The sequence below is a fragment of the Mycolicibacterium aichiense genome (assembly GCF_010726245.1).
Lineage (GTDB): Bacteria > Actinomycetota > Actinomycetes > Mycobacteriales > Mycobacteriaceae > Mycobacterium > Mycobacterium aichiense.
The window spans coordinates 5,423,208-5,446,903 of the sequence record NZ_AP022561.1; the positions used below are offsets into that span (position 1 = coordinate 5,423,208).

A 23,696-nucleotide genomic window follows, 5' to 3' on the forward strand; every position below is an offset into this window, starting at 1 on the left:
TGCGAAACCCTTGCGTGCGAGCATGTGTCAGCCTGCCACCGGCCACACCGTCGCGGCCGACTCGACGTGCAGACCATGTTCCCGGATGGCGCCGAACATGAGCAGCCCCAGCTCCGGGGCGTCGTCGGACAACCGGACGGTGTACACGCCGAGATCGCGCAGAATCCATGCGACGGTCTCGGACAGCAGATCCGATGTTGTCGCGCCGGACAGCAGACCGCAGGCGCGGGCGGTCGGCGGCCGCAGATAGATGATCATGCCGGTGCCACGGGCCCGCATCGCGGCGACCGCATGAGCCAGTTCCGCACCGCAAGCGCAGGCCAGCGAACCGAACACGTCACCCCCGAGGCATTCGAGGTGGATGTGCAAGGGCATCGGCGCGTCCGCACCTGCATTGCCGGCGATCACCGCAAGGTGCTCGGATCCTTCTCGGGGGTCGCGGTAGCCGACGACCGTGAAGGCGCCCGAATCGGTCGGCAGCGTGGTCTCCGCCGAACGCACGACCTGTGGCTCGGTGCGGCGCCGATAGGTCGCCAGTTCGGCCACCGAGACCAGCGGCAGGCCATGCCGACCCGCGAACGACACCAGCTCGGGACGATCCGCCATTCCTGTCGGATTCCGTTGCGACACAATTTCACACAACACACCGGCCGGTCGTCGCATACCGAGCCTGGCCAGGTCGACTGCCGCCTCGGCTGCGCCCGCGGACCGGCCGAGCACGCCGTGCTGCCCGGCCTGCACCGGGATCACATGCCCCGGCCGGCGGAAGTCGGTGGCCGTGGTGTCGGCGTCGGCGAGTGCGGCGATGGTGCGGGCGCGATCGATCGCCGAGATCCCGGTGCCGGTCTCGCGAAAGTCAACCGTCACCCGCTGAGCGGCGATTCCCACTGACTCACCGTCTCGGTGGCACACCGGCGGTAGGTCGAGTCGCTCACAGTCCGCACCGGGCAGGGCGATCCGGACGTAACCGGAGGTGTGCCGGACCGTGAATGTGAGCAGTTGTGCCGTTGCGGCATCCGCGGCGAACACCAGATAACCCTGGTCTTCCGAGTCGTCGACCACGATGGCGGCCCGACCGGTGGCCACGGCGGCGATGGCGCGCCGCACCCGTCCGTACGCGGTCTTCATCGTCGTGACACCACTAACTCAGTCCGCCAAGGAAATCGAGGAGCAACCGATTGGTCTCCTTGGGCTGCTCCTGCTGGATCCAATGCCCGACGCCGTCCACCATGTGGGTGCCGCAGTAGTTGGGCATCACCTCGTGCGCACGTTCGGCCGCCTCGGCACCCCAGGTGGTGCCGACGTCGTACTGACCGCCGATGAAGAGAGCGGGCGGGGTCAGCGGGGTGCCCTCGTACTCGGCGAGGTCGTGCCAGTCGTTGTCGATGTTGTGATAGAAGCTCAACGGGCCGCCGAGTCCGGATCGCTCGAATTCGCCTGTGTAGAAGTCGAGATCAGCGTCGGTGAACCATTCCGGCATGGTCTCGGGGTAGACGAAGGCGTCCTTGAGTCGCGCACCGTGCGGCATGCACAGCGGGCCGGACCGGATCACCTCGATCGGATCCATCGCGGCGAGATCAACCCCGGCCGCCTCGGCGGCCTGCGTCGCGGCGGCCATCGCATCGCCGGACACCGTATAGGTCAGACCGAGCAGCCAGCTGCGGAGATCCTCTTCGACCTCGGCGATGATGCCGTCCTGTTCGGAGAAGTAGTCCTGGTACCAGACCTTGCCTGGGCCGGCCAGTTCCAGGTGGTAGTCGTTGGGCCGGTGTTCGCCGAACGGGCTGCCGGGCAGCCCGATCACTCCTCGTCCGGCGAAGGGCACACTGATCCCGACCACGCCACGACAGCGCTCGGGGTGCAGCCAGGCGAATGTCCAGGCGACCGGGGCACCCCAGTCGTGGCCGATGACCACGGCTTGCTTCTCGCCATAGGCGTCGATCACGCCGAGAATGTCACCGACCAGTTCCTTGATCCGATAGGCGGTCTGCACGCGGTATTTCGAGGACTGGCCGTAGCCCCGCTGGTCGATCGCCACCACTCGGTACCCCGCCTCGGCGAGCACCGGAATCTGGTGGCGCCACGAGTACCACGACTCGGGGAAGCCGTGGACCAACACCACCAACGGCCCCTCGCCCTCCTCAACGGCGTGGATACGGGTGCCACGGCAGTTGAGCATCCGATGGGTCTGCGACATCACGACCTCTTCTCTAATGGGACCGGGTGGCAGCCAAACCGATTGATACTTCCTCGGTTCGGATCAGGTCTTCGACGGTTGGAATGGTGCGGTTCTCGTAGTTGCGCGCGATGAGGGTCTTCTGCCCGGACAGTTTGGTCCGGGCCCATTTGCCGACCACGCGTGCTGCCACCTTCGGCGTCATCAGTGCCGCAGCGGGTTTGACCAGATGCACGACGGCCAGGAACTCGTTGTAGGTCTCCGGGTCGTCGTGTACCAACTCCATCACGCGGTCCATGTACCAGGTCAGTGCGCCGAAGTAGAAGGGCCGCTTCTTGTCGGCGTCCTTGAGCCAGTCGAACCGAAGATTCTGTTCCCTGATCACGAACCAGGCGGTATCGGCCAACTTGGCGATCGTGCGGAAATAACGGCGAGGCAGATCCGGATCGGTGGGCCCGTATTTGGCCAGCAGCAACTGCATCTCCCGGACTTCCTTGAGCGCCAATGTCATTCCGAGCCCGGATACCGGGTCGGCACTTGTGTAGGCGTCTCCGACCACCACCAGAGCACGCGGCAGGTTGCGCTTCTTCTCGTAGTGCAGCCGCAGCATATTGGGATAGCGGAAGTTGTAGATCGGCGAGGCCGGCTCGAGGCCGTCGATGTTCTCCCCGATCACCGCCGACGGCATCCGGTTGGCGAACTCGCGGAACTCCTGTGCCGTACGCGGCGGCGAGTAGCAGTTGTAGGCCACCAGCGATGTGGACAGGATGGTGCGCGAGCTGTCGGTGTAGTACTGCGCGGCGTAGGTGTCCTCGTAGGGACGGTATGCGTAACAGATGACCATCACCTTGTCGTCCCACTGCCGCTCGGGCGGCACGTGGTGAAACATGGTGGAGTAGAAACAGTTGATGATGTCCTGCTCCACCTCCGGCGCCCCGATGCCGATACGGTCCAGGAACTCCGGGAAACGGGTGTTCTTCCCCGATGCGTCGACCACGAATTCAGCTGCTATGACGTCAAGTTCGTCACCGTCGCCGGCGACTGCGACACCGATCACGGTGTCATCGGCACGGTCATAGACCAGGTCGGCCACTTCGGATTCATAGCGGAAGCTGATCCGTGGTTCGTCGTCGAGGCGGCGTCGAACACACCACTCCAGCAGGGGCCGGGCCGCGCAGACGATCTGGATCGGCCCGGTGCCCGGCTTCTTCCAGGTGCCACCGAGCCGGATGCGGTACTGCGCGGCCATGTCGACGTCGAATGCGCCCTCACGGACCATGTCGTCGATGATTCCGGGGAAGAACCTCTCGAGTTCGATGCGCCCCGCGGTGAGCAGATGGTGCAGGTGCCAGCCTTGCGCCGCACCCGGCCTGCCCTCGCGGCGGGTGTGCGGTGCATCCTTTTCCAGGACGATGACCTTGTCGAAGGTCTCACTGAGCACCTTGGCCGCAGCGATTCCCGCAATGCTCCCGCCGACCACCACCGCGGTGCCACGCCCGCGACGGCGCACATCTGCCAGATCCACCGTGGCGTAGTCCAGTCGTGGTGCTGATCGCCGGCGCGCGGCACCACTGGCCACGAACTTCTCGTAGTACAGCCCGGTGCCGTGGATACCGTTGTCGTCCAGCCATTTCCGGGTGTCGGTGATCAGCCCGGCGGGACCGCATAGATAGACGTCGGCGTTACCGCCGTCGAACATGCGCGCGTCGAGCAGATCGGTGACCCGGCCCACCGCTCCGGTCCACTGGGCACTCGGACGTGAGACGACGGTGTGGACTTCCAGCCCGGGCAACCGCCGCTTCAATGCCTCGAGTTCGTCGAGCTTGCACAGGTCTTCGACGTCGCTGACGCCGTAGAGCAGGTGAACCGTCCCGCGGTGGTCGTCCTTCAGACTCTGCGCCATCGCGAGGATCGCCGACAGCCCGGTGCCGCCGGCCACCAGGACCACCGTGCGCGCTGTCGGTCGCAGGTAGAAACCGCCCTTGCTGCACCGCATGGCAATTCGATCACCGGGTTGGGCCTTCTCACGCAGATAGTCCGACATCACGCCCTGGGGCAGCAGCCGGACGATGAACTCCACCTCGGTGCGTCCGTCGGCGGGATGCGCGTAGGAGTAGTTGCGCCACACCGTGCTGCCGGGCACCTGTAACTGGGCGAATTGCCCGGGCAGATAGACCAGGGGTCCGAGCGCGGAGACGTCGACGCGGAGCAGCGCCGTCGTCGGGGACACGTGCTCCACCGCGGTCACCACGCCGGTACCGGTGACCAACCGGGCGGCATTGTCGTCGGCGGGGTACTGCACGCTGATCAGGCAGTCGGATTTCGCGAACGTCTGACAGGTCAAGACCTTGCGGGCGTCGCGTTCGACTTCGGAAAGCCCTTCGGTACGCCCCATCTCGTAATCGCCTGCGACACAAGTGGCCACGCACGTCCCACAGATCCCGCTCTGACATTCGTTGACGATCGCGATGCCATTTTCCTCGGCAGCCTCCAGGATCGACTGGTCGTGCTGCACCGCCATCGTCTTGCACGTTCCGTCCGAATACCGCACGGTGATCTCGGGCATCTGCATGTCTTTCGGCCTTCTCCTCAGACGATCGCCGACACGGGCTTCTTGGCGATCCGGGCATTGAGGCGCGGCATGACCTCCTCGGCCAGGAGCCGCATCGACTCCTTCCACGGGCCTGGATTGTCGAGGTAGTCGAAACCGAGGATCAGTAGATGGCCGAAGCCACCGACCTGGTCGTAGGTGGCCTCCAGCTTGTCGACCACGGTGTCGACGGACCCGACCACAAAGGTGTTCTCCGCCAGATACTCCGGCGTCACATCCTCGTCGGGCACCGAGGGGTTGTGCTTGTAGAACTTGGTCATCCCGAACATCCGGAACGTCGGCAGAACGTACTCACGCATGTTGCGGCCCATCATGCCGTCGACCGCGTACCGGAACGCCTGTTCGTCGGTTTCGGCGACGACCACCTCCCGCACCAGGCGCCAGTCTTTCCGATCCGGCGTGCGTCCGGACCGGGCGGCACCCTCGAGCACCGCGTCCCAGTGTGAGGCAACATATTCGGTGTTGAGATCCAGGCTCATCGGGAGGTAGCCGCGCTCGCCGGCCATCTTCAGCGTCTCGGAGCCCGCACTGAATCCGGTCACCCCGATCGGGGGGTGAGGAGCTTGGAAGGGCTTGATGTGCCGCTTCATCAGGCCTTCGAACATCGGCGCTATTCCGTTGGCGTTCCAGTACTTCCCACGGAACTCCCACGGTTGATCCTCGGTCCAGACCTTCAGCATGATCTCGAGTGCCTCGCGGGTCATCTCCCGGTGCTCGCCGTTCTGGCCGTCGACGTCGAACAATGCCCAGTCGCCGGGAATGCCGCTGGCGCCGACACCGAGCATGAAGCGGCCCTGAGCGAGGTGGTCGAAGTAGGCCACTCGATGGGCCAGTTCGACGGGATGGTGATACGGCAGCAGATGGGCACCGGGGGCGAGCTTGATGTTCTTGGTGCGCAGCAGCGCCTGGGCCAGCAGCAGGTCGGGTGCGCAGATCGGTTCCCACGGCACGGTGAAGTGCTCGCCGACCCACGCCTCCACGTAGCCGAGCTCATCGGCCAGTGTGATCAGGTCGAGGTCCCACTGGGTCGCGTCGTACAGGCTGCGCTCCGGTGGATGCGCCGGCATCAGGAAAAGTCCGATCTCCATCTTGAACCCTCTCGGTAGTGGTCGACCACGCGCATCTGAAGTCTCGGTTGCGAGGCGCAACCCCTCTGCTGCGATGTTCAACACAGTACTAGCAAGATACTTGAAACGATGCAAGAACCATTTTTCTTGCCTGTTTGGTGAGCTGCGCGTTTCCATTCAAGCGTATCGGCTATGGACATTTTGCAGATATTCCGCGTAGCGTGCTGCATCAGCGGCGGCCGCCCGCGGCAACGGAAGGGAGCATTCGTGCAGCATTTCGACTACATCGGCTATGAACTGATCCAGGACGGCCGGATCGCGGTGATCACTCTCGATCGCCCGAAACAGCGCAACGCGCAGAACCGCGGCATGCTCGTCGAACTCGGCACGGCGTTCGAACTGGCCGAAGAGGACGACACCGTCCGCGTGGTGATACTGCGGGGGGCCGGCCCCAGCTTCTCTGCCGGCCACGATCTCGGCTCCGCCGACGACGTCCGGGAACGCTCACCAGGGCCCGGTCAGCACCCGACCTACCTGTGCAATGGCGGGACACTGGGCGGCGCCAATGCCCGGCACCGGCAGGAATGGCATTACTTCTTCCAGAACACCAAGCGGTGGCGCAACCTGCGCAAGATCACGATCGCCGAGGTGCATGGACTGGTGTTGTCGGCAGGGCTGATGCTGACCTGGTGCTGCGACCTGATCGTCGCCGCCGAGGACACGGTTTTCGCCGACGTCGTCGGCACCCGGCTCGGGATGTGCGGCGTGGAGTACTTCGGCCATCCCTGGGAATTCGGCCCTCGCAAAGCCAAAGAGCTGCTGCTCACCGGCGACTCGCTGAGCGCCGACGACGCCCACGCCCTGGGCATGGTCAGCAAGGTGTTCCCGACCGCCGAACTCTCGGCGCGGACAATCGAGTTCGCCACCCGCATAGCCAAAGTGCCGACCATGGCGGCGCTTCTGATCAAGGAGTCGGTCAACCAAACCGTGGATGCCATGGGCTTCTCCACCGCACTGGACGCCTGCTTCTCGCTGCACCAGCTCAATCACTCGCACTGGGCCGAACTCAACGGCAACCCGCTGGGCATCGGCACCGTTGAGGACGGGCTCGAGGATTGGCGGCTGGCCCCAGAAATCCTGCCCGCCGCAAAGAACCGGCCCTGAAAGCGGAGCACAGGTGGACATCGACTATCCCGACGAAGCGCAATCGTTCCGCGAGGAGATCCGGGCCTTCCTGGCCGAGCACCTGCCTGCCGGCTGGGCCGGCCCCGGCGCTCTGCCTCCCGAAGAGCGTGAGCAACTCCGGCACCAGTGGCGCAAGGTGCTCGCCGACCGCGGACTGGTAGCGGTCTCCTGGCCCAAGGAGTATGGCGGCGGCGGACTCTCAGTGATCGAACAAGCGGTTCTGGCCGAGGAGTTCGCCCGCTGCGGCGCCCCCGAGCGCGACGAGAACGACATGTTCGGTATCGATCTGCTGGGCAACACGTTGATCGCGCTGGGTACCGAGGAGCAGAAGAAGCGGTTCCTGCCGCGCATCCTGTCCGGGGAAGACCGGTGGTGTCAGGGTTTCTCCGAACCGGAGGCCGGCTCGGATCTCGCATCGGTGCGGACGAAGGCGGTATTGGCGGGGGGCGATGACGGGGCGAGCGAAGCGACGGGAGAACAACACTGGATCATCAACGGGCAGAAGATCTGGACGTCGGCGGGGCCGACGGCGAATTGGATCTTCGTCCTGGCGCGCACTGATGCCTCGGTGCGCAAACACCAGGGCCTGTCGCTGTTGCTGGTGCCGGTCGATCAGCCGGGCGTGGTGGTGCGGCCCATTGTCAACGCTGCCGGACACGCGTCGTTCTCCGAGGTCTTCTTCACCGATGCCCGAGCCGCGGCCGGCGACGTGCTCGGCGGGGTCGGTGGCGGCTGGGCTACCGCGATGACCGTGCTCGGCTTCGAGCGTGGATCCCAGATCACCACGGCAGCAATTGAATTCGGACGAGGCCTCGACTGGCTACGGAAGCTGGCGGCCGAACGTGGCCGGCACACCGATCCGTTGGTCCGCGATGAGCTCGCCTGGTGCTACTCGCGCGTGCAAATTCTGCGCTACCAGGGGTACCGCGGCCTGACCACACTGTCCAACGGCAAACGCCCGGGTGCCGAAGCCGCTATCAACAAGGTGATCTGGAGCGAGTACTTCCGCCGATACACCGATCTGGCGATGAACATCCTGGGCACCGACGCGCTCTGGGCTGACGGCCCGGGAAACGGTGCCGCTCTGATCATCCCGGCACCGGGTACGGCGAATTCGGTCGCCTGCTGGCTGGACGAGTTTCTCTACGCGCGGGCGGCCACCATTTACGCCGGCAGCTCCCAGATCCAGCGCAACGTGATCGGTGAACAGCTGCTCGGACTGCCGAAGGAGCCGCGCTGACATGGACTTTCAATACAGCAGTGAGCACACGGCGCTCCGGGATTCGACCCGTGACTTCCTCGATGTCCACGGCAGTGACGAGCGCGGCTGGAACAGGTTGTGCACCGAGCTGGAGTTACCCGGGTTGGCCGTGCCGGTCGAGTACGGCGGTGTCGGCGCAACGCTGGTCGAATCGGCGATCGTGTTCGAGGAGTTCGGCCGCGCCCTGAGCCCACTTCCCCTGGCATCGCATGTTTTCGCGGTCCATGCGGTGCTGTGCTTGGGCGATGACGAACAGCGTCATCGCCTGCTGCCCGGCCTGCTCGGTGGGACACTCAGGGCAGCGTTCGCAGTGACCGGTCCGAACGCCGGTGACGCGGCGTCTGCGACGGTCTCGGCCACCGGAGGTGCCGGCCACACTGTGCTGGACGGGGTATGCGGTCCCGTGCTGCACGGTCACGGCGCCGATCTGCTCGTCGTCGCGGCCTGTACCGGTGACGACATGGGGCTCTATGTGGTCGACACCGCCACCCCCGGCGTCGGCGTGACACCGCTGCCCTCCTTCGACGCCTCACGGCCGGTTGCGCGGGTGACGCTGGGGCAGGCCGCCGCCGAACGTCTTGACGCAGCACCGGACGCACTGGACCAGGTACTGGACACCGCGCGAGTGCTGCTGGCCGCCGAGATGCTCGGCGGCGCCGAAGCCTGTCTGGCTCGCAGCATCGAGTATGCCTGCAGCAGAAGTCAATTCGATCGCCCGATCGGAACATTCCAGGCGGTCAAACACATGTGCGCGGAAATGGCGATCGAGATCGACGCGACCAGGGTGGCGGTCATGTTCGCGGCGATGAGCGCGGACGACCCCGGTGAGCTGGCCGTCGCCGCGCCGCTGGTGAAGGCTCAGGCGGCGGACACTTTCACCCTCTGCGCGAACACCGCCACCCAGGTACACGGCGGTATCGCGTTCACCTGGGAACACGACCTGCACCGCTATCTGCGTCGAGCCAAGACCTGCGAGGCGCTGTTCGGCAACAGCAGCCAGCACCGAGCACTCCTGGCCGATCGGGTCGGCCTATGACGTCGGCGTCGACGGGAATCACACTCAGCGATGTCCTGGCCAGACACGCCCGGGTGCGCCCGGACAGCCTCGGATTCGTGGACCCGCACCGCCGCGGCACCTTCGGCGAGATCGACACGCGGGTGACGAGATTGGCCAACGCCCTGGCCCAGCGCGGAATCGGCCGCGGTGACCGGGTCGCCGTGCTGGGGCTGAACAGCCTGGAGGTCGTCGAGACCTGGTTCGCCACTCTGCGACTGGGCGCCGTCGTCGTACCCCTGAACTTCCGCCTGGTGGCCGACGAGATCGCCTACCTGCTGGCCGACAGCGGTGCGGCGGCGGTCGTGGTCGACGCCGCGCTGGCCCCTGTCGTCGAGCGGGCGCGGGCGGCGTCGGTGCGTTCGGTTCTGACGATCGGTGGCGACTTGCAGCCCGCCATCGACCGTGCCGCCGACGAGCCCATCGACATCCGCGTCGGCGACGAAGAACCCGCCTTCATCATGTACACCTCGGGCACCACCGGGTTCCCGAAAGGTGCTGTGCTGACGCATCGCAACCTCTACCTTCACGCCTTCAGCTCGATCGCCACGCTCGGCCATCTGCCGAACGAGTGCTGGCTGGGGGTGGCGCCGCTGTTCCACACCGCGGGCGTGTCGGGGATGCTGCCCGCGTTCTTCACCGGGGGCACGGTCATCATCCCGCCCTCCGGCGGATTCGACCCCGAGGCGACGGTGAGCACCATCGTCAGCGAGCGCGTCACCTCGTGCTGGATGACCCCATCCCAATGGCAGGCAGTCTGCGCGATGGACCGCCTCGGGCAGTGGGACCTGTCGTATCTCCGGCGAATCTGGTGGGGCGCCGCCCCCGCGAGCACCACATTGCTGCAGAGCATGACCGAGGCGTTCCCCGACGCGGAGATCATCGCGGCGTTCGGACAAACCGAGTGCAGCCCCATCACCTGCCTGCTGCGCGGCGACGATGCGATCCGCAAAATCGGTTCGGTCGGAACACCGATGCTCAACGTGGAGGCTCGCATCGTCGACGACGACATGAACGACGTCGCCCCCGGCGCGGTCGGTGAGATCGTCTATCAGGGTCCGCTGGTGATGAAGGAATACTGGAACAACCCCGCCCAAACCGCGGCGGCTTTCCACGGCGGATGGTTCCATTCCGGTGACCTGGTCCGGCAGGATGAGGACGGCTACCTCTACGTGGTCGACCGGAAGAAAGACATGATCATCTCGGGCGGAGAGAACATCTACAGCGCCGAGGTGGAGAACGTCCTGGCGGCACACCCGAAGATCGCCGAGGTGGCGGTCATCGGCGTGCCGGATCCGAAATGGGGCGAAACTCCGCTGGCGGTGATCGTGGCCCGCGAAACCGGCGATCCGCCGACCGACAGCGAGATCGAGGCGCACTGCCGTGAACACCTGGCACCCTACAAGCGCCCGCGGCGTATCGCGGTCGTCGACGCGCTACCCCGGAACGCCAGCGGCAAGGTGCTGAAAGGCGTTCTGCGCGAACAGTACGGTGCACTCCGGTCCTACGCCGCGGGACCTGACGGCGCCCCGCTGCTCGACGAGACGATCGGTGCCAACCTCGAGCGCACCGCCGCGGCACACGCGGGTGTCGACGCGCTGGTCGAGGTCGCGACGGGCCGGTCGTGGACCTATGCCGAACTGAATCGGGAGATCGATCTAGTGGCCCGGGCGTTGATCGCCTCGGGCATCGGCAAGGGAGACCGGGTCGGTATCTGGGCGCCCAACTGCGCGGAGTGGACCGTGGTGCAGTACGCCACCGCCAAGGCCGGCGCGATCCTGGTCACCATCAACCCCGCGTACCGAACTCACGAGCTGTCCTATGTGCTGCAGCACGCCGGCGTCCGAATGCTGTTGTCCGTCAGCGAGTTCAAGTCATCCCACTACCGAAATATGGTCGCCGAGGTACGCCAGGAGGTGCCCGATCTGACCGAGGTGGTGTTCCTGGACTCCTCGGACTGGGAGTCGCTGAGGCAGCGCGGGGAGACGGTGTCCACCGACCAGTTGCGCGCCCGAATGGACACTCTGACGCCGTCGGATCCGATCAACATCCAATACACCTCCGGGACAACGGGTTCCCCGAAGGGCGCAGTGCTCTCGCATCGCAACATCCTCAACAACGGATACTTCGTCACCGATCTGATCAACTTCGGTCCCGGCGATCGGCTGTGCATTCCGGTGCCGTTCTACCACTGCTTCGGCATGGTGATGGGCAACCTCGGCTGCACCACCCACGGCGCCACGATGGTGATTCCGTCGGCCGGCTTCGATCCGGCCGCGACTCTGGCCGCCGTGGAACAGGAACGCTGCACAGCGTTGTACGGGGTGCCGACGATGTTCATCGCGGTGCTCGGACATCCGGACCTCGCGCACCGTGACGTCTCGTCGCTGCGTACCGGCATCATGGCCGGTGCCCCCTGCCCGGTGGAGATCATGAAGCGCTGTGTCGACGAGTTGAACATGTCGGAGGTGTCCATCGCATACGGGATGACCGAGACCTCGCCGGTGTCCTGTCAGACGCTGCACGACGACGACCTGGAACGACGCACAGCCACCGTAGGACGCGCGCATCCGCACGTCGAGGTCAAGATCGTCGACCCGGAGACCGGTGCGATCGTAGAGCGCGGTGCGACCGGCGAATTCTGCACTCGCGGTTACTCGGTCATGCTCGGTTACTGGAACGACGAGGGCAGGACCCGAGAGGCGATCGACGACGAGGGCTGGATGCACACCGGCGATCTGGCGGTGATGCGAGACGACGGCTACTGCACGATCGTCGGCCGGATCAAGGACATGGTGATTCGCGGCGGCGAGAACGTCTATCCCAGGGAGATCGAAGAATTCCTGCACACCCATCCCGACATCGACGACGTCCAGGTGATCGGGGTGCCCGACCCGCGTCTCGGTGAGGAGGTCTGCGCCTGGATCAAGATGCGCCCCGGCAGCACACCCCTGGACGCCGACGGCGTGCGGGTGTTCTCGGCCGGAAAGCTTGCCCACTACAAGATCCCGCGATATGTGCGGGTGGTCGACGAGTTCCCGATGACCGTCACCGGGAAGGTGCGCAAGGTCGAGATGCGGGACGAGATGGTGCGACTGCTCGACGCGCAGCCTTAGTGGACGCCCTCCATCAACCGGCTCACCCGCGGTGCGAACACCCACACGACGAGGCCCACCACGACCGCGACTGCACCGAGGATGCCGAAGTAGGCGAACTCGCGGTCCGGACGGTAGTACCCCGACAGCACACCCGACATCGACGTACCCAGTCCGACCGAGAAGAAGTACAGTGCCATCATCTGCGCTCGAAATACGTTGGGGGCCAACTGTGTCGTGACCGACAGCCCGATCGGCGACAGCATCAGCTCGGAGATCGCGAAGACAGCCATGATCGCCGCCACGAACAGCGCGGGAACGGTCCGCCCCGTCGTTCCCGCCATCGGCAGGAACAGCAGAAATGCCACACCCATGCCGATGACGCCGTAGGCGAACTTGCTCGGGGTGGTGGGTGCGCGCCGGCCCAGCTTGGTCCACATCGCCGCGAACAGCGGGGACAGCAGGATGATCCACACCGGTTCGATCGAGCCGATCCAGTTCGACGGTGCGCGCCAACCGAAGATCGACCAGTTCATCCGCTCGTCGGAGTACACCGCGAGCACGGTGAAGATCTGCTGGAACAGCGACCAGAACACCGCATTGGCGATGAACAGCGGGATGAACGCCCGAACCCGCGTGCGCTCCAGCGGTTCGACACGCGGGCTGCGCAGCATCACCGCGAAGTAGCCGATCGAGGCGACGATCAGAATCCCGGTGGTCACCTGGGACAGGGTGGCCAGGGTGATCAGACCGAAGACGAAGGCAACGACCACAACCACCACCACCGCTGCAGCAATGCTCGCCGTGCGCACGAAATGGCTGCGGGACAGCGGATTCGGTGGGGTGCGGCCGTGGCTGCCGAGATTGCGCCGGAAGACCACGTACTGGGTCAGGCCCAGCGCCATGCCGACGGCCGCGGCACCGAACCCGTAGTGGAAACCCACCTTGGTCTGAAGCAGACCGGTGATCAGCGGGCCCACGAACGAACCCAGGTTGATACCGAGATAGAACAGCGTGAATCCGCCGTCGCGACGGGGGTCACCGTCCTCGTAGAGCGTGCCCAGCAGCGACGAAGCGTTGGCTTTGAGGGCACCGGACCCCAACGCGATCAGGATCAGGCCGACGCCGACGCCGGTCAGTCCGGGCAGCACCGCCAGCGCGATGTGGCCGCACATGACGACGACACCGCCGTAGAGCACCGTCCGCTCCATGCCGAGCAACCGGTCGGCCACCCAGCCGCCCAGCACCGTGGACAGATACACCAGGCCGCCGTAGGCCCCCACGACGCCGGTCGCGGTGGCCTTGGGCAGGCCGAGCCCGCCCTCGGTGAGCGAGTAGTACAGGTAATACCCGAGAATCGTGAGCATCCCGTAGTAGGAGAACCGCTCCCACAACTCGACTCCGAAGAGGTTGGCCAGGCCGATGGGGTGCCCGAAGAATGTTCGTTGCGCGGGCGCGTTCTCGGTTCCGACGGCATCTGCCATGGATTTCACCATGCCATATCCGGACCGTCACCAGAGCAGGATGATGGTCTCCGGCTCGCGCTCGTCGTCCTCGCCCGCCGGGTCACGATGACCGGCCACACGGGCCAGCGGCAACTCGACGATGTCGGCGAGGCGCGGCTCTGCGTGCGGGGATGTCACATCCCCAGTCTGGTGGGACGGATGTTCGGTGTCACGAGTAGTCGCTACCCGAAACTGCCGCCCGCCGGCTAGGCCCACTGATCCCACGAGACGCTCCAGTCCCCGTTCTGCCACAGCTGCAGCGGCTTGCCCCCGGTGTTGCGCACTTCGACGACGTCGCCGGGCACCGAGAAGTTGTAGAACCAGATTGCATTGTCGCGGTTGAGGTTCAGGCAACCGTGGCTGGTATCGGTGTTCCCCTGCGCCCACACCGTCGCGTCCAACTCGTGCAGGTACACGCCGTCGGTGCTGATGCGCACCGCGTACGGAATCGTCTCCTTGTATCCGAGATGTGAGTTGATCGGCAGCCCGTAGGTCGAGGAATCCATCACCACGGGATTGCTCTTGTCCAAAACGGTGTACACGCCGGGCTGAGTCCAGAAGCTCAGGGTGGTGTTGCCGACTTTCTCGGTACCCCCACGACCCATCGATGTGGGCATCGTCCGGACCAGCTTTCCGCCGTCGAACACCGTCACCTGCTTGGTCGCGTCGTCGGCGATCGACACATGCGAGGCACCGATGGTGAAGGAGACGGGCGCCCCGGGTCCGGGCGTCACAGTGACCACCGTGCCCGGCGCGTAGTACTGCGGCGGCCGCCAGTGCATGGTGCGGTCGTCGACCCAGTGCCACGCACCGGCCACCGGCGGCGAGGTGTCGACTTGCAGTGCCTGCTCGGCCAGAGCGCGATCACCGACGGGAGCATCGAAGTGCGCGACGATCACCGTGCCGATTCCGTAGGTGCCGCCGTCGCGCAGCGGCGCATTCGAGGTGGTGGTGAACGCCACCGGCGGAAGGACTTCGTCGGCGTGCGCTACGACTGCCGGGCCCGCCGGAACTGCCATCAGAACCAACACCACCGACAGCAGAACCCGCGCTCTGCGACCAATCCATGCCATTCACATCTCCACGATCTCTCGCCCAACCGATCAATCATGGTGCATCACAGCTATTCTGCCCAGTTGCGCTGCTAGCCGGGCTCGGCGGAGGTCGGTGTGGTGGTGATCTGCGGTGTCGCGACTTCCACCGTCACCGACGGCTGACCCGGCGACGTACTGGTGGTCACACCGGTGGTCATCGTGTTGACGACCGGGGCAGGATCGGACATCACCGTCGCGTCGCTCCCGCGCTCGACCTGTATTGCGACCAGAAATACGCTGGCCGACGCCGCGCTGGCCCCCACGCTGCGGCGACGATCTTGGAGCGGGAAAGTCGGCTCGCGTTCATGGCGACCGGATTATCCGTATCAGCACGGTGGCAAACCGTCGTGGAGTGACTGTGATCTTTCTGTCAGCTCCGGCGCAGCGCGTCGGCGGCGTCCAGGACGGTCGCGGTCAGAGATTCCAGCAGGGGGCTGTCGAGTTTCCAGCACTGCCAGAACAGTGGTGTGTCCAAGTGGACATCACTGACCTGGACGAACGAGCCGTCCGCAAGCGCCTGCGCCGCCGACTGCTCGGGATACATCCCCCACCCGAGGCCGGCCTGCACCGCAGCACCGAAGCCTTCCGCGGTCGGCACGTACGAGACGGGACGTTTGACGGCACGACCGAACGCCTTGCGCACCAGCATATCCTGCAGTGCATCGTCGCGATTCCACGCAAGCGACGGCGCCATTTCCACCGCCTTCGCAGTGAAACCGTCTGAAAGATAACGCTTTACGTAATCGGCACTGGCCACCGCCAGATACCGCATCACGCCCAGCGAATGGACCCGGCAGCCGGGCACGGGGGCGCGCTCGGTGGTGACCGCACCCATGGCAACACCCTCCCGCAACAGCCGGGCGGAGTGGTCCTGATCCTCGATGCGGATGTCGAACAACACATCGGGCAGCTTGGACAACACCCCGACGAACCACGTCGCCATGGAGTCGGCGTTGACCGCCATCGCGATCCGCGGGCGCGGCGCGCCCTCACCACCACCGGCCATCTCGGCGATGGCCTCGGCCTCCAACATCGCGGTCTGCGCCGCCAGCCGAAGCAGCGGTGTGCCGGCCAGCGTTGCCACACAGGGCTTTCCGCGAACCAGCAGTACCTGCCCCACCTGCTTTTCCAGAGCCTTGATGCGCTGGCTGACCGCCGACGGGGTCACATGCAACCGATCGGCAGCCGCCTCGAAACTGCCGAGTTCGACTATCGCGGCGAACGCCGCGAGTTGGCCCGCATCCAGGCGAGCCTCACCGGGGGCGCTCAGTAGCAGGGATCCGAACCGGGGGTGTAATACGGGACCCCTTGCGGCGTGTAGCAGGGCGGCTGCCCCGCGGCCGCCTGCGCCGCAGCGTCGTCATCAGAGGCCACCGCACCCGCGACGGCGACATCGCCGGCGACATTCGTGCAGCCGCCGACGTTCACATGACGTCCTCCGACGTCTCCGCACACATCGGCGTGCGCACCCGGTGCGACCGCCACCGGTACGACAGCCAAGGCCATGGCGCTCACCAGCGCCGCTGCCAGCTTCTTCATCGTCAGTACTTCCCCTCGTGCGACCGACTCACCGGCAATTATCGCCGCCCGCGGGGGTCACCGCGGAGAAATCACCTCAAGGAGTATCGGATCGGTAAGTGCTTGATACCGCCGACGAAGGTGGTGGCCATGAGTTCGGGTTCGCCGGCGAGTTCGATGGAGCTGATGCGGGGGACGAGTTCGGTGAAGAAGCTGTTCATCTCCATGCGGGCCAGCGCTGCGCCCAGGCAGAAGTGCACGCCGTAGCCGAACGACAGATGCTTGTTGGGGTCGCGGCCGACGTCGAAGCGCATCGGGTCGGCGAAGACCTCTTCGTCGCGGTTGGCCGAGACGTAGGACAGCAGTACGGATTCGCCCTTGGCGATGCGAACGCCGCGGACTTCGGTGTCGGCTTGGGCGGTGCGCATGAATTCCTTGACCGGCACGATGCAGCGGATCATCTCCTCGACCGCGGTGCCCATCAGGGACGCATCGTTCTGCAGACGCTGTAGCTCACCCGGGTTGCGGATGAGTTCGAGGAGTCCGCCGGCGATTCCGGCGCTGGTGGTGTCGTGGCCGGCACTGGCGACGATGACGTAGTAGGAGGCGGTGTCCATGTCGGACAACGGTTCTCCGTTGATCGTGGCGTTCGCGATCGCCGACGTCAGGTCCTCGGTGGGGTTTTCACGCCGAGAAGCGGTCAGCGCCGAGAAATAACCGAAGAAGTCCAGCAGCACCGCGATCATCGCGTCTTTATCCTCGGCGCGCTGAAACTCGCTGTCGTCGCCACCGAAGAGCTCCTGGGTGAGCTTGAGCATCCGGGGGAAGTCCGACTCCGGGAGGCCGAGCAGCGTCAAAATGACATACAGCGGAAAGTTGACCGCGATCTCCTGGGCGAAATCGATCACCGGTCCGCGCTCCACCATCTGGTCGACGTACATCTTGGCCAGCTCGTCGCAGCGGGCCTTCAACGCGCGCATGGCTTTCGGGCGGAACCAGTCGGCACCGATCTTGCGCAAGTCGCGGTGATGCGGGTCGTCGATGTGAATCAGCGTGCTCAGGCCCGCCCCGGCTTCCCGGTCGGCGCGCAGTTTGTCGTCGAGGTCCTGCACCACCAGCATCGGACGGGGGTCGTTGGTGAACAGGTCGTTCTGCCGCTCGATGTCCATGATGTCGGCGTGCTTGGTGACCGCCCAGAACGGCCGGTAGCCGTCGACGTCCACCCACGACACGGGAGCGTGCGCACGCAAGTGCGCGAGCGCGCGGTGGAGCCCTGCCTCGTCGGTGTAGGCCTGCGGGTCGGCCAGCACGCGCGCCGCTTCATCCATGATCCGGGTCGTCATCGGTGACTCCTTGCGCCATGCGAGTAATCTGGAACGAATTCGTTCTGGATTATGGCGCGGCCCACACAATGGGTCAAGATGGCGTCATGGTTGTCGAGGGACGCACCTACGGCGGGCTCAGCTCACTGCAGCGCTCGCAGGAGCGCCGTGCGCGGCTGCTCGACGCCGCGCGCGACCTGATCGCCGAAGTGGGCGTCGCCCCGCTGACCGTCGACCTGGTCTGCCAGCGGGCAAGACTGAGCAAGCGCTATTTCTATGCCGAATTCAGCACGAAAGACGAACTTCTGGACGCCTGTGCCGAAGACCTGTACAGCAGGCTCAAGGCTGCAATGGAGGTGGTGCTGGCCACCGTCCCCAAGCCCGCACGCGCCCACGGCGTCCTGCGCATCGTGGTGCAGACTTTGGTAGCCAGCGCAGCTGATGCGCGCCTCTACATGGAGTCGCCTGGATTCCCGCGGCTACGCCAGCTCCAGCAACGGGAGATCAGCGCGTTCACCGAACGCATCGCGGCCGAAGCAATGCCGTTCGAGGGACCGCCGAAGCCGTCAGTGGACCGCCTGCTGGCGACCAGGACGATGGTCACCGCAGCCACGGAGCTCATCGCCGCCTGGCTGCACGGCGACATCGACACCGACGAAGACACTCTCGTCGCCACGCTGACCGCCACCACACTCGGAGCGGCCGGGGCGGTCTGATGAGCTTCAGTCCCGCGACCGTCGTCGATACGTTCGCTCCGAACCCCCGGCTGCGTCGCGTCCGGCTGCGGGTGGAAGACCCCGAATCGCTGACCCTCGCGCCGCACCCCGATTGCGCCGTCGGGGTGTATTTCGACCAGGCAGCACCGAACCTAGGCCGCACCTACTCGGTACGTCGCCAGACCGGAGACCTCGTCGACCTCGACATCCTGGTGCACCCCGGCGGCCCCGGCAGCACTTGGGCGCAGACCGTTCGGGTGGGCGATCGCGTCGGGCTCGACCATGCCCGCGCGTGGTACCGGCCGCCACCGAGTGCGACGTGGCAGCTGCTGGTGGCCGATCTCGCCGGGCTGCCGGCGCTGGCCCGCATCATGGCCGAGTCGCCGCCGACGGTGTCCAGCACGGTCGTGGTCGAGGTGCTCGATCACGACGATCTCGACTATCTGCCGACCCCGGCCGGCGTCACGCTCATACCCAGCATGGGCAGCGGAAACGGCGTCGCGGCGAGCCAGCTCGCGCAGCTGGTCGGCAGCCTCGAGCTCCCGGCGGACGGCTACTGCTGGTTCGGCGGAGAGGCGGGGGCATCGCGGGAGGTCCGCAAGCACCTGCGCGGCCGCGGCTGGACCATCGACCAGTACGACGTCATGGGGTACTGGCGGCAGGACTCGGCCGCCTGGGATGCGCGGTTCGCCCTGGTGGGAGACGACTTCTTGGCGATGTACCGGCAGGCGATCGCCGACGGCAAGAGCGACAAGGCGGCCGCCGAGGAGTTCGACGACGCCCTCGAGCGGATCGGCCTCTAGCCGCGCCCCGACACCGACCCGACAACCGTGACCTCGCGGTGCTTGTGATCCGCATCACCTATTCCTAGGATCATGAACTAAGTCACATACGGAGGTGTTGGATGACGGGCATGGAACGTCCTCAAGGACCGAGAGTCGTACCGCTCCCCCGCGCCGCCATCAACCCGCACAGCTGGCTGATGGCATTCCTCATGGTTGCGATCTTCGTCGCCGGTGTCGTCGGCGTGGTCGTGGCCCTGTCGATGGGTCACGCAGCGTTCGTGCTGAGCATCGTGCTCATCTCGTTCGGGCTCATCGCCGCCGCCGCCATCTGCTGACAGTCGGGGCTGCATTAGCGAGGCTTAAGCACCCGCAATATCTTTAGCTGGACTGTCGCGTCGCCTCTTCCTACCGTCGTGGCATGACCTCGCCCCTGCTCGTCGGTTTCTTGACCTCGTTCACGCTGATCGCCGCCATCGGCGCCCAGAACGCGTTCGTCCTGCGCCAAGGCATCCGACGTGAGCACGTGCTGGCCGTGGTCAGCGTGTGTGCGGTCTCGGACCTGCTGCTCATCACCGCGGGCATCGCCGGTATCGGAGCCCTCATCACCGCGCACCCGAACACCGTTGCGGTAGCCAAGATCGGTGGAGCGGCCTTCCTCTTCGGCTATGGCGCCATGGCCGCACGCCGAGCGCTCAGATCCGCGAGCATGGCGCCGGCGCAGAACGGTTCCACCCGGCTGCTCTCGGTGCTGCTGACGTGTCTGGCCATGACTTTCCTCAACCCGCACGTGTACCTGGACACCGTCGTGCTGCTCGGGACCCTGGCCAATCAGCACGCCGATAGCCGGTGGTTGTTCGGCGTCGGCGCGGTGACTGCCAGCGTTGTCTGGTTCTTCAGCCTTGGCTTCGGTGCGCGCCGACTGGCCGGGTTGTTCGCCACTCCGCTGACGTGGCGAATCCTCGACGGCCTGATTGCGGTCGTGATGATTGGACTCGGCATCTCGCTGGTGGTGGGTTAATGTCGCGCCGTGAGCGCGCAGTGGACGAGGCGTGGATTCCTGGGAGCCGCCGGGGCTGCGGGGGTGCTGGTTGCGGCGGCGTGCTCGTCGGCCAAATCCGGCGACGACGCCAACCCCACCTCGGTGACCATCAAGCACATCTTCGGCGAGACCACGATCGCCGCACCGCCGAAACGAGTCGTCAGCGCCGGCTTCACCGAGCAGGACGATCTGCTGGCGGTCGGGGTGGTCCCCATCGCGGTGACAAACTGGTTCGGTGATCAACCCTTCGGCGTATGGCCGTGGGCCCAAGCCAAGCTCGGATCGGCCCAGCCCGTTGTCCTCAACCTGGACAACGGGATTCAGGTGGACCAGATCGCGGCGCTCAAACCCGACCTGATCGTCGCTGTCAACGCCGGGTTGGACGCCGACACCTACAAGAAGCTGTCGGCCATCGCGCCGACCATCGCCCAGTCCGACGACGACGCCTTCTTCGAGCCATGGAAGGACCAGGCCGCTGCGGTGGGAACCGCGGTGTTCCAGGGCAGGCAGATGAAGCAGGTGATCGCCGGCGTCGACGCCAAGTTCGCCGACGTGGCCAAGAACAACCCCGGCTTCAAAGACAAGAAGGCGGTGCTGCTGGCGGGCAGCTTCTCCGGTGGCACGATGACCGCGACGCTGCCCGGCTGGCGCACCGACTTCCTGACCGCGATGGGCCTGCAGATCGCCGACAGCATCACCACGTATGCCGTCGACGACCACCGGGCCGCGATCCCGCGCGACAAGCTCGCCGACGCCCTCGATTCCGCCGATGTGCTGATCTGGTGCACCGAGAGCGACGCTGACCAAGCGGCGCTGTCCGCCGATCCCGCGGTCGCCAAGCTGGCCACTCGGAACGTGTTCACCGGCCAGGACCTGGCCGGGGCGATCGCCTTCGCCTCACCGCTGTCCTACCCCGTGGTGGCCGATCAGTTGCCGCCGTTGCTCTCACGCGCGCTGGCCTGACCTGCCGTGCTTGGATAGCACCTGTGACAAGCAGCCAGACCACCGCACGCGCCGATGCCCCCACTCCCGGATTCGCGCAGGTCGGTTCTCGCTACTATCCGGTCTTCGTTTCGGTCTTCACGGCTCTGGTGATCATCTCCAATGTCACCGCCACCAAAGGCGTCGCCTTCGGGCCCGTCATCGGAAACTGGTCGATCATCACCGATGGCGGTTTCATCGTCTTCCCGCTGACCTACGTGATCGGCGACGTGCTGTCCGAGGTGTACGGATTCAAGGCCGCGCGCCGAGCCATCATCCTCGGCTTCGCGATGAACATCCTGGCGGCGCTGGCGTTCTGGGTGACGATCTACCTCCCGTCGGCCGACTTCTACACCAACCAGGAACACTTCGAGAACATCGTCCACGCCTACACCCAGCTGATCGTCGCCGGCTTGGCCGGCTTCATCGTCGGCCAGACCATCAACGCGTGGACCGTCGTCAAGATCAAAGAGCGCACCAAGGAAAAGCACCTGTGGGCGCGACTGGTCGGCTCGACCTTCGCCGGCCAGCTCGGCGACACCCTGGTGTTCTGCAGCATCGCCGCAGGCGCGATCGGCATCACCAGCTTCGGCGACTTCGTCACCTACACCGCGCTGGGCTGGATCTACAAGACGGCCGTCGAGGTGGTCATGCTCCCGGTGACGTACCGGGTCATCGGCTACATCAAGCGTCACGAGCCGACGTACACCCTGATGGTCTGATCCTCGGCAAGGGCGACAGACCTCGTGGTGTCCAACACAATTCGCGACTACGGCGACCGGGCGCTGCTGCTGGAATGCCCGTCCACCGACGAGGTGCTGGCACTGGCCGCAACCCTGCTCGAGGCCCGGTTGCCCGGTGTCCTGGACGTCGTGCCGACCGCCAGGACCGTGCTGGTCACACTCGCCGACCCGGCTGACCAAGCGCCGACGCGTCAGCGCCTCACCCGACTGCGCATCGACCCCGGGTGCGTCAACCATCGCCCGAGCGGCGAGGCCGACGTGACGATCGACGTGGTTTACGACGGCCCCGACCTCGTCGACGTTGCCCGGCACACCGACATGACACCCACCGAGGTGATCGAGGCCCACACCGCAACACCGTGGCGAGTCGGATTCGGTGGATTCGCACCGGGTTTCGCCTATCTCGTCGGCGGAGACTCCCGCTTGAGGGTGCCACGACGCGACGATCCCCGCACCGCGGTGCCGGCCGGATCAGTGGGCCTGGCAGGCGATTTCAGCGGAGTCTATCCGCGCTCCTCACCCGGTGGCTGGCAGCTGATCGGACGTACCGACGCGGTGTTGTGGGACATCGGACGCCCGCAACCCGCACTCCTGCTGCCTGGCATGTGGGTGCGGTTCCGGGCGATCACGCGGGGCCGGTCATGATCGCACTCGACGTTCTGCGGACCGGACCCCTGGCGCTGCTGGAAGATCTCGGTCGGCCCGGTCTGGCTCACGTCGGGGTGACCCGCTCGGGGGCCGCTGACCGCAACGCACACCGGTTGGCCAACCGCCTGCTGGCCAACCCCGACGACCGGGCCACCGTGGAGATCACCCTCGGTGGGTTCGCCGCCCGGGTACGCGGCGGCGACGTCGACGTCGCCGTGACGGGCGCCGATTCCGATCCCGCTGTAGACGGAATTCCTTTTGGCACCAATAGCATTCATCGCGTTCGCGCCGGACAGGTGATCACACTCGGCACACCGCGAGCCGGCCTGCGCAGCTACCTCGCGGTGCGCGGCGGGATCGACGTCGAACCGGCGCTGGGCTCACGCAGCTACGACACGATGTCGGGAATCGGGCCACGGCCGCTGCGCGCGGGTGACGTGCTCGCGGTGGGCACCCAGAGCGAGCAGTACCCCGAGCTCGACCAGGCGCCGGTGGCCGCGATCGCCGCGGGCCGAATCGAGTTGCGCGTCGTACCCGGGCCGCGCGACGACTGGTTCACCGACCCGGACGCCCTGGTCCACACCGACTGGATTGCCACCGACCGAAGCGACCGGGTCGGCATGCGGCTGAGCGGTAGCCCCCTGACATACCGATGGCCCGATCGCCAGCTGCCCAGCGAAGGGGCCATCCGTGGCGCAATCCAGGTGCCGCCCAACGGCCAGCCGGTGATCCTGGGCCCCGATCACCCGGTGACCGGGGGCTACCCCGTCATCGGTGTGGTCACCGACGCCGACACCGACACGGTGGCCCAGATCCGGCCCGGCCAGGCCGTCCGACTGCGCTGGACCACACCCCGTATCCCAGCGGACGGCTCCCAGGACTGGTAGAGCTGATGG

At 66.0% G+C, this 23,696-nt stretch carries 22 protein-coding genes and 2 pseudogenes; 13 read left to right on the forward strand and 11 right to left on the reverse strand.

The annotated features are described in order from the left end of the window. Positions 1–27 precede the first annotated feature (27 nt). The 4 genes from G6N32_RS26095 to G6N32_RS26110 are packed head-to-tail and all read right to left on the reverse strand — an operon-like array spanning position 28 to position 5,875. Positions 28–1,128 (reverse strand): 3,4-dihydroxy-2-butanone-4-phosphate synthase, encoded by a 1,101-nt coding sequence (locus tag G6N32_RS26095; RefSeq protein WP_115318247.1) that lies wholly within the window; start codon positions 1,126–1,128, stop codon positions 28–30. A gap of 13 nt (positions 1,129–1,141) precedes the next feature. Further along, entirely contained in the window at positions 1,142–2,197 is a 1,056-nt protein-coding gene (locus G6N32_RS26100; protein ID WP_115318246.1) for an alpha/beta fold hydrolase, read from the reverse strand. A gap of 13 nt (positions 2,198–2,210) precedes the next feature. After that, a complete protein-coding gene (locus G6N32_RS26105; RefSeq protein WP_115318245.1) occupies positions 2,211–4,748 on the reverse strand; it encodes an FAD-binding oxidoreductase in 2,538 nt (845 codons plus the stop codon). Between the two features lie 17 nt (positions 4,749–4,765). Then, positions 4,766–5,875: an LLM class flavin-dependent oxidoreductase gene (locus G6N32_RS26110; protein ID WP_115318244.1), complete on the reverse strand. Its 1,110-nt coding sequence runs from the start codon at positions 5,873–5,875 to the stop codon at positions 4,766–4,768. 207 nt (positions 5,876–6,082) lie between these two features. Between G6N32_RS26110 and G6N32_RS26115 the strand changes: the two genes are divergently transcribed. The 5 genes and pseudogenes from G6N32_RS26115 (at position 6,083) to G6N32_RS29035 (ending at position 12,470) form a co-directional block, all read left to right on the forward strand. Next, a complete protein-coding gene (locus tag G6N32_RS26115; protein ID WP_232077834.1) occupies positions 6,083–7,018 on the forward strand; it encodes an enoyl-CoA hydratase in 936 nt (311 codons plus the stop codon). Between the two features lie 13 nt (positions 7,019–7,031). After that, a complete protein-coding gene (locus G6N32_RS26120; protein ID WP_115318243.1) occupies positions 7,032–8,279 on the forward strand; it encodes an acyl-CoA dehydrogenase family protein in 1,248 nt (415 codons plus the stop codon). 1 nt (position 8,280) lies between these two features. Next, a complete protein-coding gene (locus G6N32_RS26125) occupies positions 8,281–9,336 on the forward strand; it encodes an acyl-CoA dehydrogenase family protein (protein ID WP_115318242.1) in 1,056 nt (351 codons plus the stop codon). Next, positions 9,333–10,838 (forward strand): annotated as a pseudogene (locus G6N32_RS29030) (long-chain-fatty-acid--CoA ligase); the annotation flags it as partial. The gene G6N32_RS26125 and the pseudogene G6N32_RS29030, both read left to right, overlap by 4 nt. Then, complete coding sequence (locus tag G6N32_RS29035) at positions 10,830–12,470, forward strand: AMP-binding protein (RefSeq protein WP_232077835.1); 1,641 nt, start codon at positions 10,830–10,832, stop codon at positions 12,468–12,470. The pseudogene G6N32_RS29030 and the gene G6N32_RS29035, both read left to right, overlap by 9 nt. On the opposite strand, the gene G6N32_RS26135 is transcribed toward G6N32_RS29035, so the two are convergent. From G6N32_RS26135 to G6N32_RS26160, 7 genes and pseudogenes are all read right to left on the reverse strand, one after another. Next, positions 12,467–13,933, reverse strand: a complete 1,467-nt coding sequence (locus G6N32_RS26135; RefSeq protein WP_115319013.1) for a peptide MFS transporter — start codon at positions 13,931–13,933, stop codon at positions 12,467–12,469. The two genes, G6N32_RS29035 and G6N32_RS26135, sit on opposite strands and share 4 nt — an antisense overlap. Positions 13,934–13,960: 27 nt before the next feature. Then, positions 13,961–14,092 (reverse strand): hypothetical protein, encoded by a 132-nt coding sequence (locus G6N32_RS29210; protein WP_264028626.1) that lies wholly within the window; start codon positions 14,090–14,092, stop codon positions 13,961–13,963. 68 nt (positions 14,093–14,160) lie between these two features. After that, positions 14,161–14,910 (reverse strand): annotated as a pseudogene (locus tag G6N32_RS26140) (L,D-transpeptidase); the annotation flags it as partial. Positions 14,911–15,098: 188 nt separating this feature from the next. After that, a complete protein-coding gene (locus G6N32_RS26145) occupies positions 15,099–15,311 on the reverse strand; it encodes a hypothetical protein (protein ID WP_115318240.1) in 213 nt (70 codons plus the stop codon). A 107-nt stretch (positions 15,312–15,418) separates the two neighbouring features. Continuing rightward, positions 15,419–16,318 (reverse strand): LysR family transcriptional regulator ArgP, encoded by a 900-nt coding sequence (locus G6N32_RS26150; RefSeq protein ID WP_232077836.1) that lies wholly within the window; start codon positions 16,316–16,318, stop codon positions 15,419–15,421. Continuing rightward, a complete protein-coding gene (locus G6N32_RS26155) occupies positions 16,315–16,587 on the reverse strand; it encodes a hypothetical protein (RefSeq protein WP_115318238.1) in 273 nt (90 codons plus the stop codon). Before G6N32_RS26155 ends, G6N32_RS26150 begins: the two co-directional genes overlap by 4 nt. Before the next feature lie 71 nt (positions 16,588–16,658). Beyond that, complete coding sequence (locus G6N32_RS26160) at positions 16,659–17,909, reverse strand: cytochrome P450 (protein WP_115318237.1); 1,251 nt, start codon at positions 17,907–17,909, stop codon at positions 16,659–16,661. Positions 17,910–17,995: 86 nt separating this feature from the next. Between G6N32_RS26160 and G6N32_RS26165 the strand changes: the two genes are divergently transcribed. The 8 genes from G6N32_RS26165 (at position 17,996) to G6N32_RS26200 (ending at position 23,687) form a co-directional block, all read left to right on the forward strand. Continuing rightward, a complete protein-coding gene (locus G6N32_RS26165) occupies positions 17,996–18,604 on the forward strand; it encodes a TetR/AcrR family transcriptional regulator (RefSeq protein WP_163789465.1) in 609 nt (202 codons plus the stop codon). Then, positions 18,604–19,407 carry a siderophore-interacting protein gene (locus G6N32_RS26170; RefSeq protein ID WP_115318235.1) on the forward strand — a complete coding sequence of 268 codons (804 nt, stop codon included), beginning with the start codon at positions 18,604–18,606 and terminating at the stop codon, positions 19,405–19,407. The genes G6N32_RS26165 and G6N32_RS26170 overlap by 1 nt, the downstream gene beginning before the upstream one ends. Positions 19,408–19,508: 101 nt before the next feature. Next, on the forward strand, positions 19,509–19,724 hold the full coding sequence (locus tag G6N32_RS26175; RefSeq protein ID WP_163789468.1) for a hypothetical protein: 216 nt from the start codon (positions 19,509–19,511) through the stop codon (positions 19,722–19,724). An 83-nt stretch (positions 19,725–19,807) separates the two neighbouring features. Continuing rightward, positions 19,808–20,407 (forward strand): L-lysine exporter, encoded by a 600-nt coding sequence (gene lysE, locus G6N32_RS26180; RefSeq protein ID WP_115318234.1) that lies wholly within the window; start codon positions 19,808–19,810, stop codon positions 20,405–20,407. 9 nt (positions 20,408–20,416) lie between these two features. Further along, entirely contained in the window at positions 20,417–21,391 is a 975-nt protein-coding gene (locus G6N32_RS26185) for an ABC transporter substrate-binding protein (protein WP_115318233.1), read from the forward strand. 23 nt (positions 21,392–21,414) lie between these two features. After that, complete coding sequence (locus G6N32_RS26190; protein ID WP_115318232.1) at positions 21,415–22,131, forward strand: queuosine precursor transporter; 717 nt, start codon at positions 21,415–21,417, stop codon at positions 22,129–22,131. A gap of 24 nt (positions 22,132–22,155) precedes the next feature. After that, positions 22,156–22,797, forward strand: a complete 642-nt coding sequence (locus G6N32_RS26195) for a 5-oxoprolinase subunit B family protein (RefSeq protein WP_115318231.1) — start codon at positions 22,156–22,158, stop codon at positions 22,795–22,797. Continuing rightward, positions 22,794–23,687, forward strand: coding sequence for a 5-oxoprolinase/urea amidolyase family protein (locus G6N32_RS26200; RefSeq protein WP_115319011.1), 894 nt, complete (start codon positions 22,794–22,796; stop codon positions 23,685–23,687). Before G6N32_RS26195 ends, G6N32_RS26200 begins: the two co-directional genes overlap by 4 nt. Positions 23,688–23,696: the final 9 nt, after the last annotated feature.

Coding starts and splice junctions, on each gene's coding strand:
- G6N32_RS26095 (WP_115318247.1), bottom strand. CDS start 1,128: ATGAAGACCGCGTACGGACGGGTGCGGCGCGCCATCGCCGCCGTGGCC.
- G6N32_RS26100 (WP_115318246.1), bottom strand. CDS start 2,197: ATGTCGCAGACCCATCGGATGCTCAACTGCCGTGGCACCCGTATCCAC.
- G6N32_RS26105 (WP_115318245.1), bottom strand. CDS start 4,748: ATGCAGATGCCCGAGATCACCGTGCGGTATTCGGACGGAACGTGCAAG.
- G6N32_RS26110 (WP_115318244.1), bottom strand. CDS start 5,875: ATGGAGATCGGACTTTTCCTGATGCCGGCGCATCCACCGGAGCGCAGC.
- G6N32_RS26125 (WP_115318242.1), top strand. CDS start 8,281: ATGGACTTTCAATACAGCAGTGAGCACACGGCGCTCCGGGATTCGACC.
- G6N32_RS26135 (WP_115319013.1), bottom strand. CDS start 13,933: ATGGCAGATGCCGTCGGAACCGAGAACGCGCCCGCGCAACGAACATTC.
- G6N32_RS26155 (WP_115318238.1), bottom strand. CDS start 16,587: ATGAAGAAGCTGGCAGCGGCGCTGGTGAGCGCCATGGCCTTGGCTGTC.
- G6N32_RS26160 (WP_115318237.1), bottom strand. CDS start 17,909: ATGACGACCCGGATCATGGATGAAGCGGCGCGCGTGCTGGCCGACCCG.
- G6N32_RS26165 (WP_163789465.1), top strand. CDS start 17,996: ATGGTTGTCGAGGGACGCACCTACGGCGGGCTCAGCTCACTGCAGCGC.
- G6N32_RS26170 (WP_115318235.1), top strand. CDS start 18,604: ATGAGCTTCAGTCCCGCGACCGTCGTCGATACGTTCGCTCCGAACCCC.
- G6N32_RS26175 (WP_163789468.1), top strand. CDS start 19,509: ATGACGGGCATGGAACGTCCTCAAGGACCGAGAGTCGTACCGCTCCCC.
- lysE (WP_115318234.1), top strand. CDS start 19,808: ATGACCTCGCCCCTGCTCGTCGGTTTCTTGACCTCGTTCACGCTGATC.
- G6N32_RS26200 (WP_115319011.1), top strand. CDS start 22,794: ATGATCGCACTCGACGTTCTGCGGACCGGACCCCTGGCGCTGCTGGAA.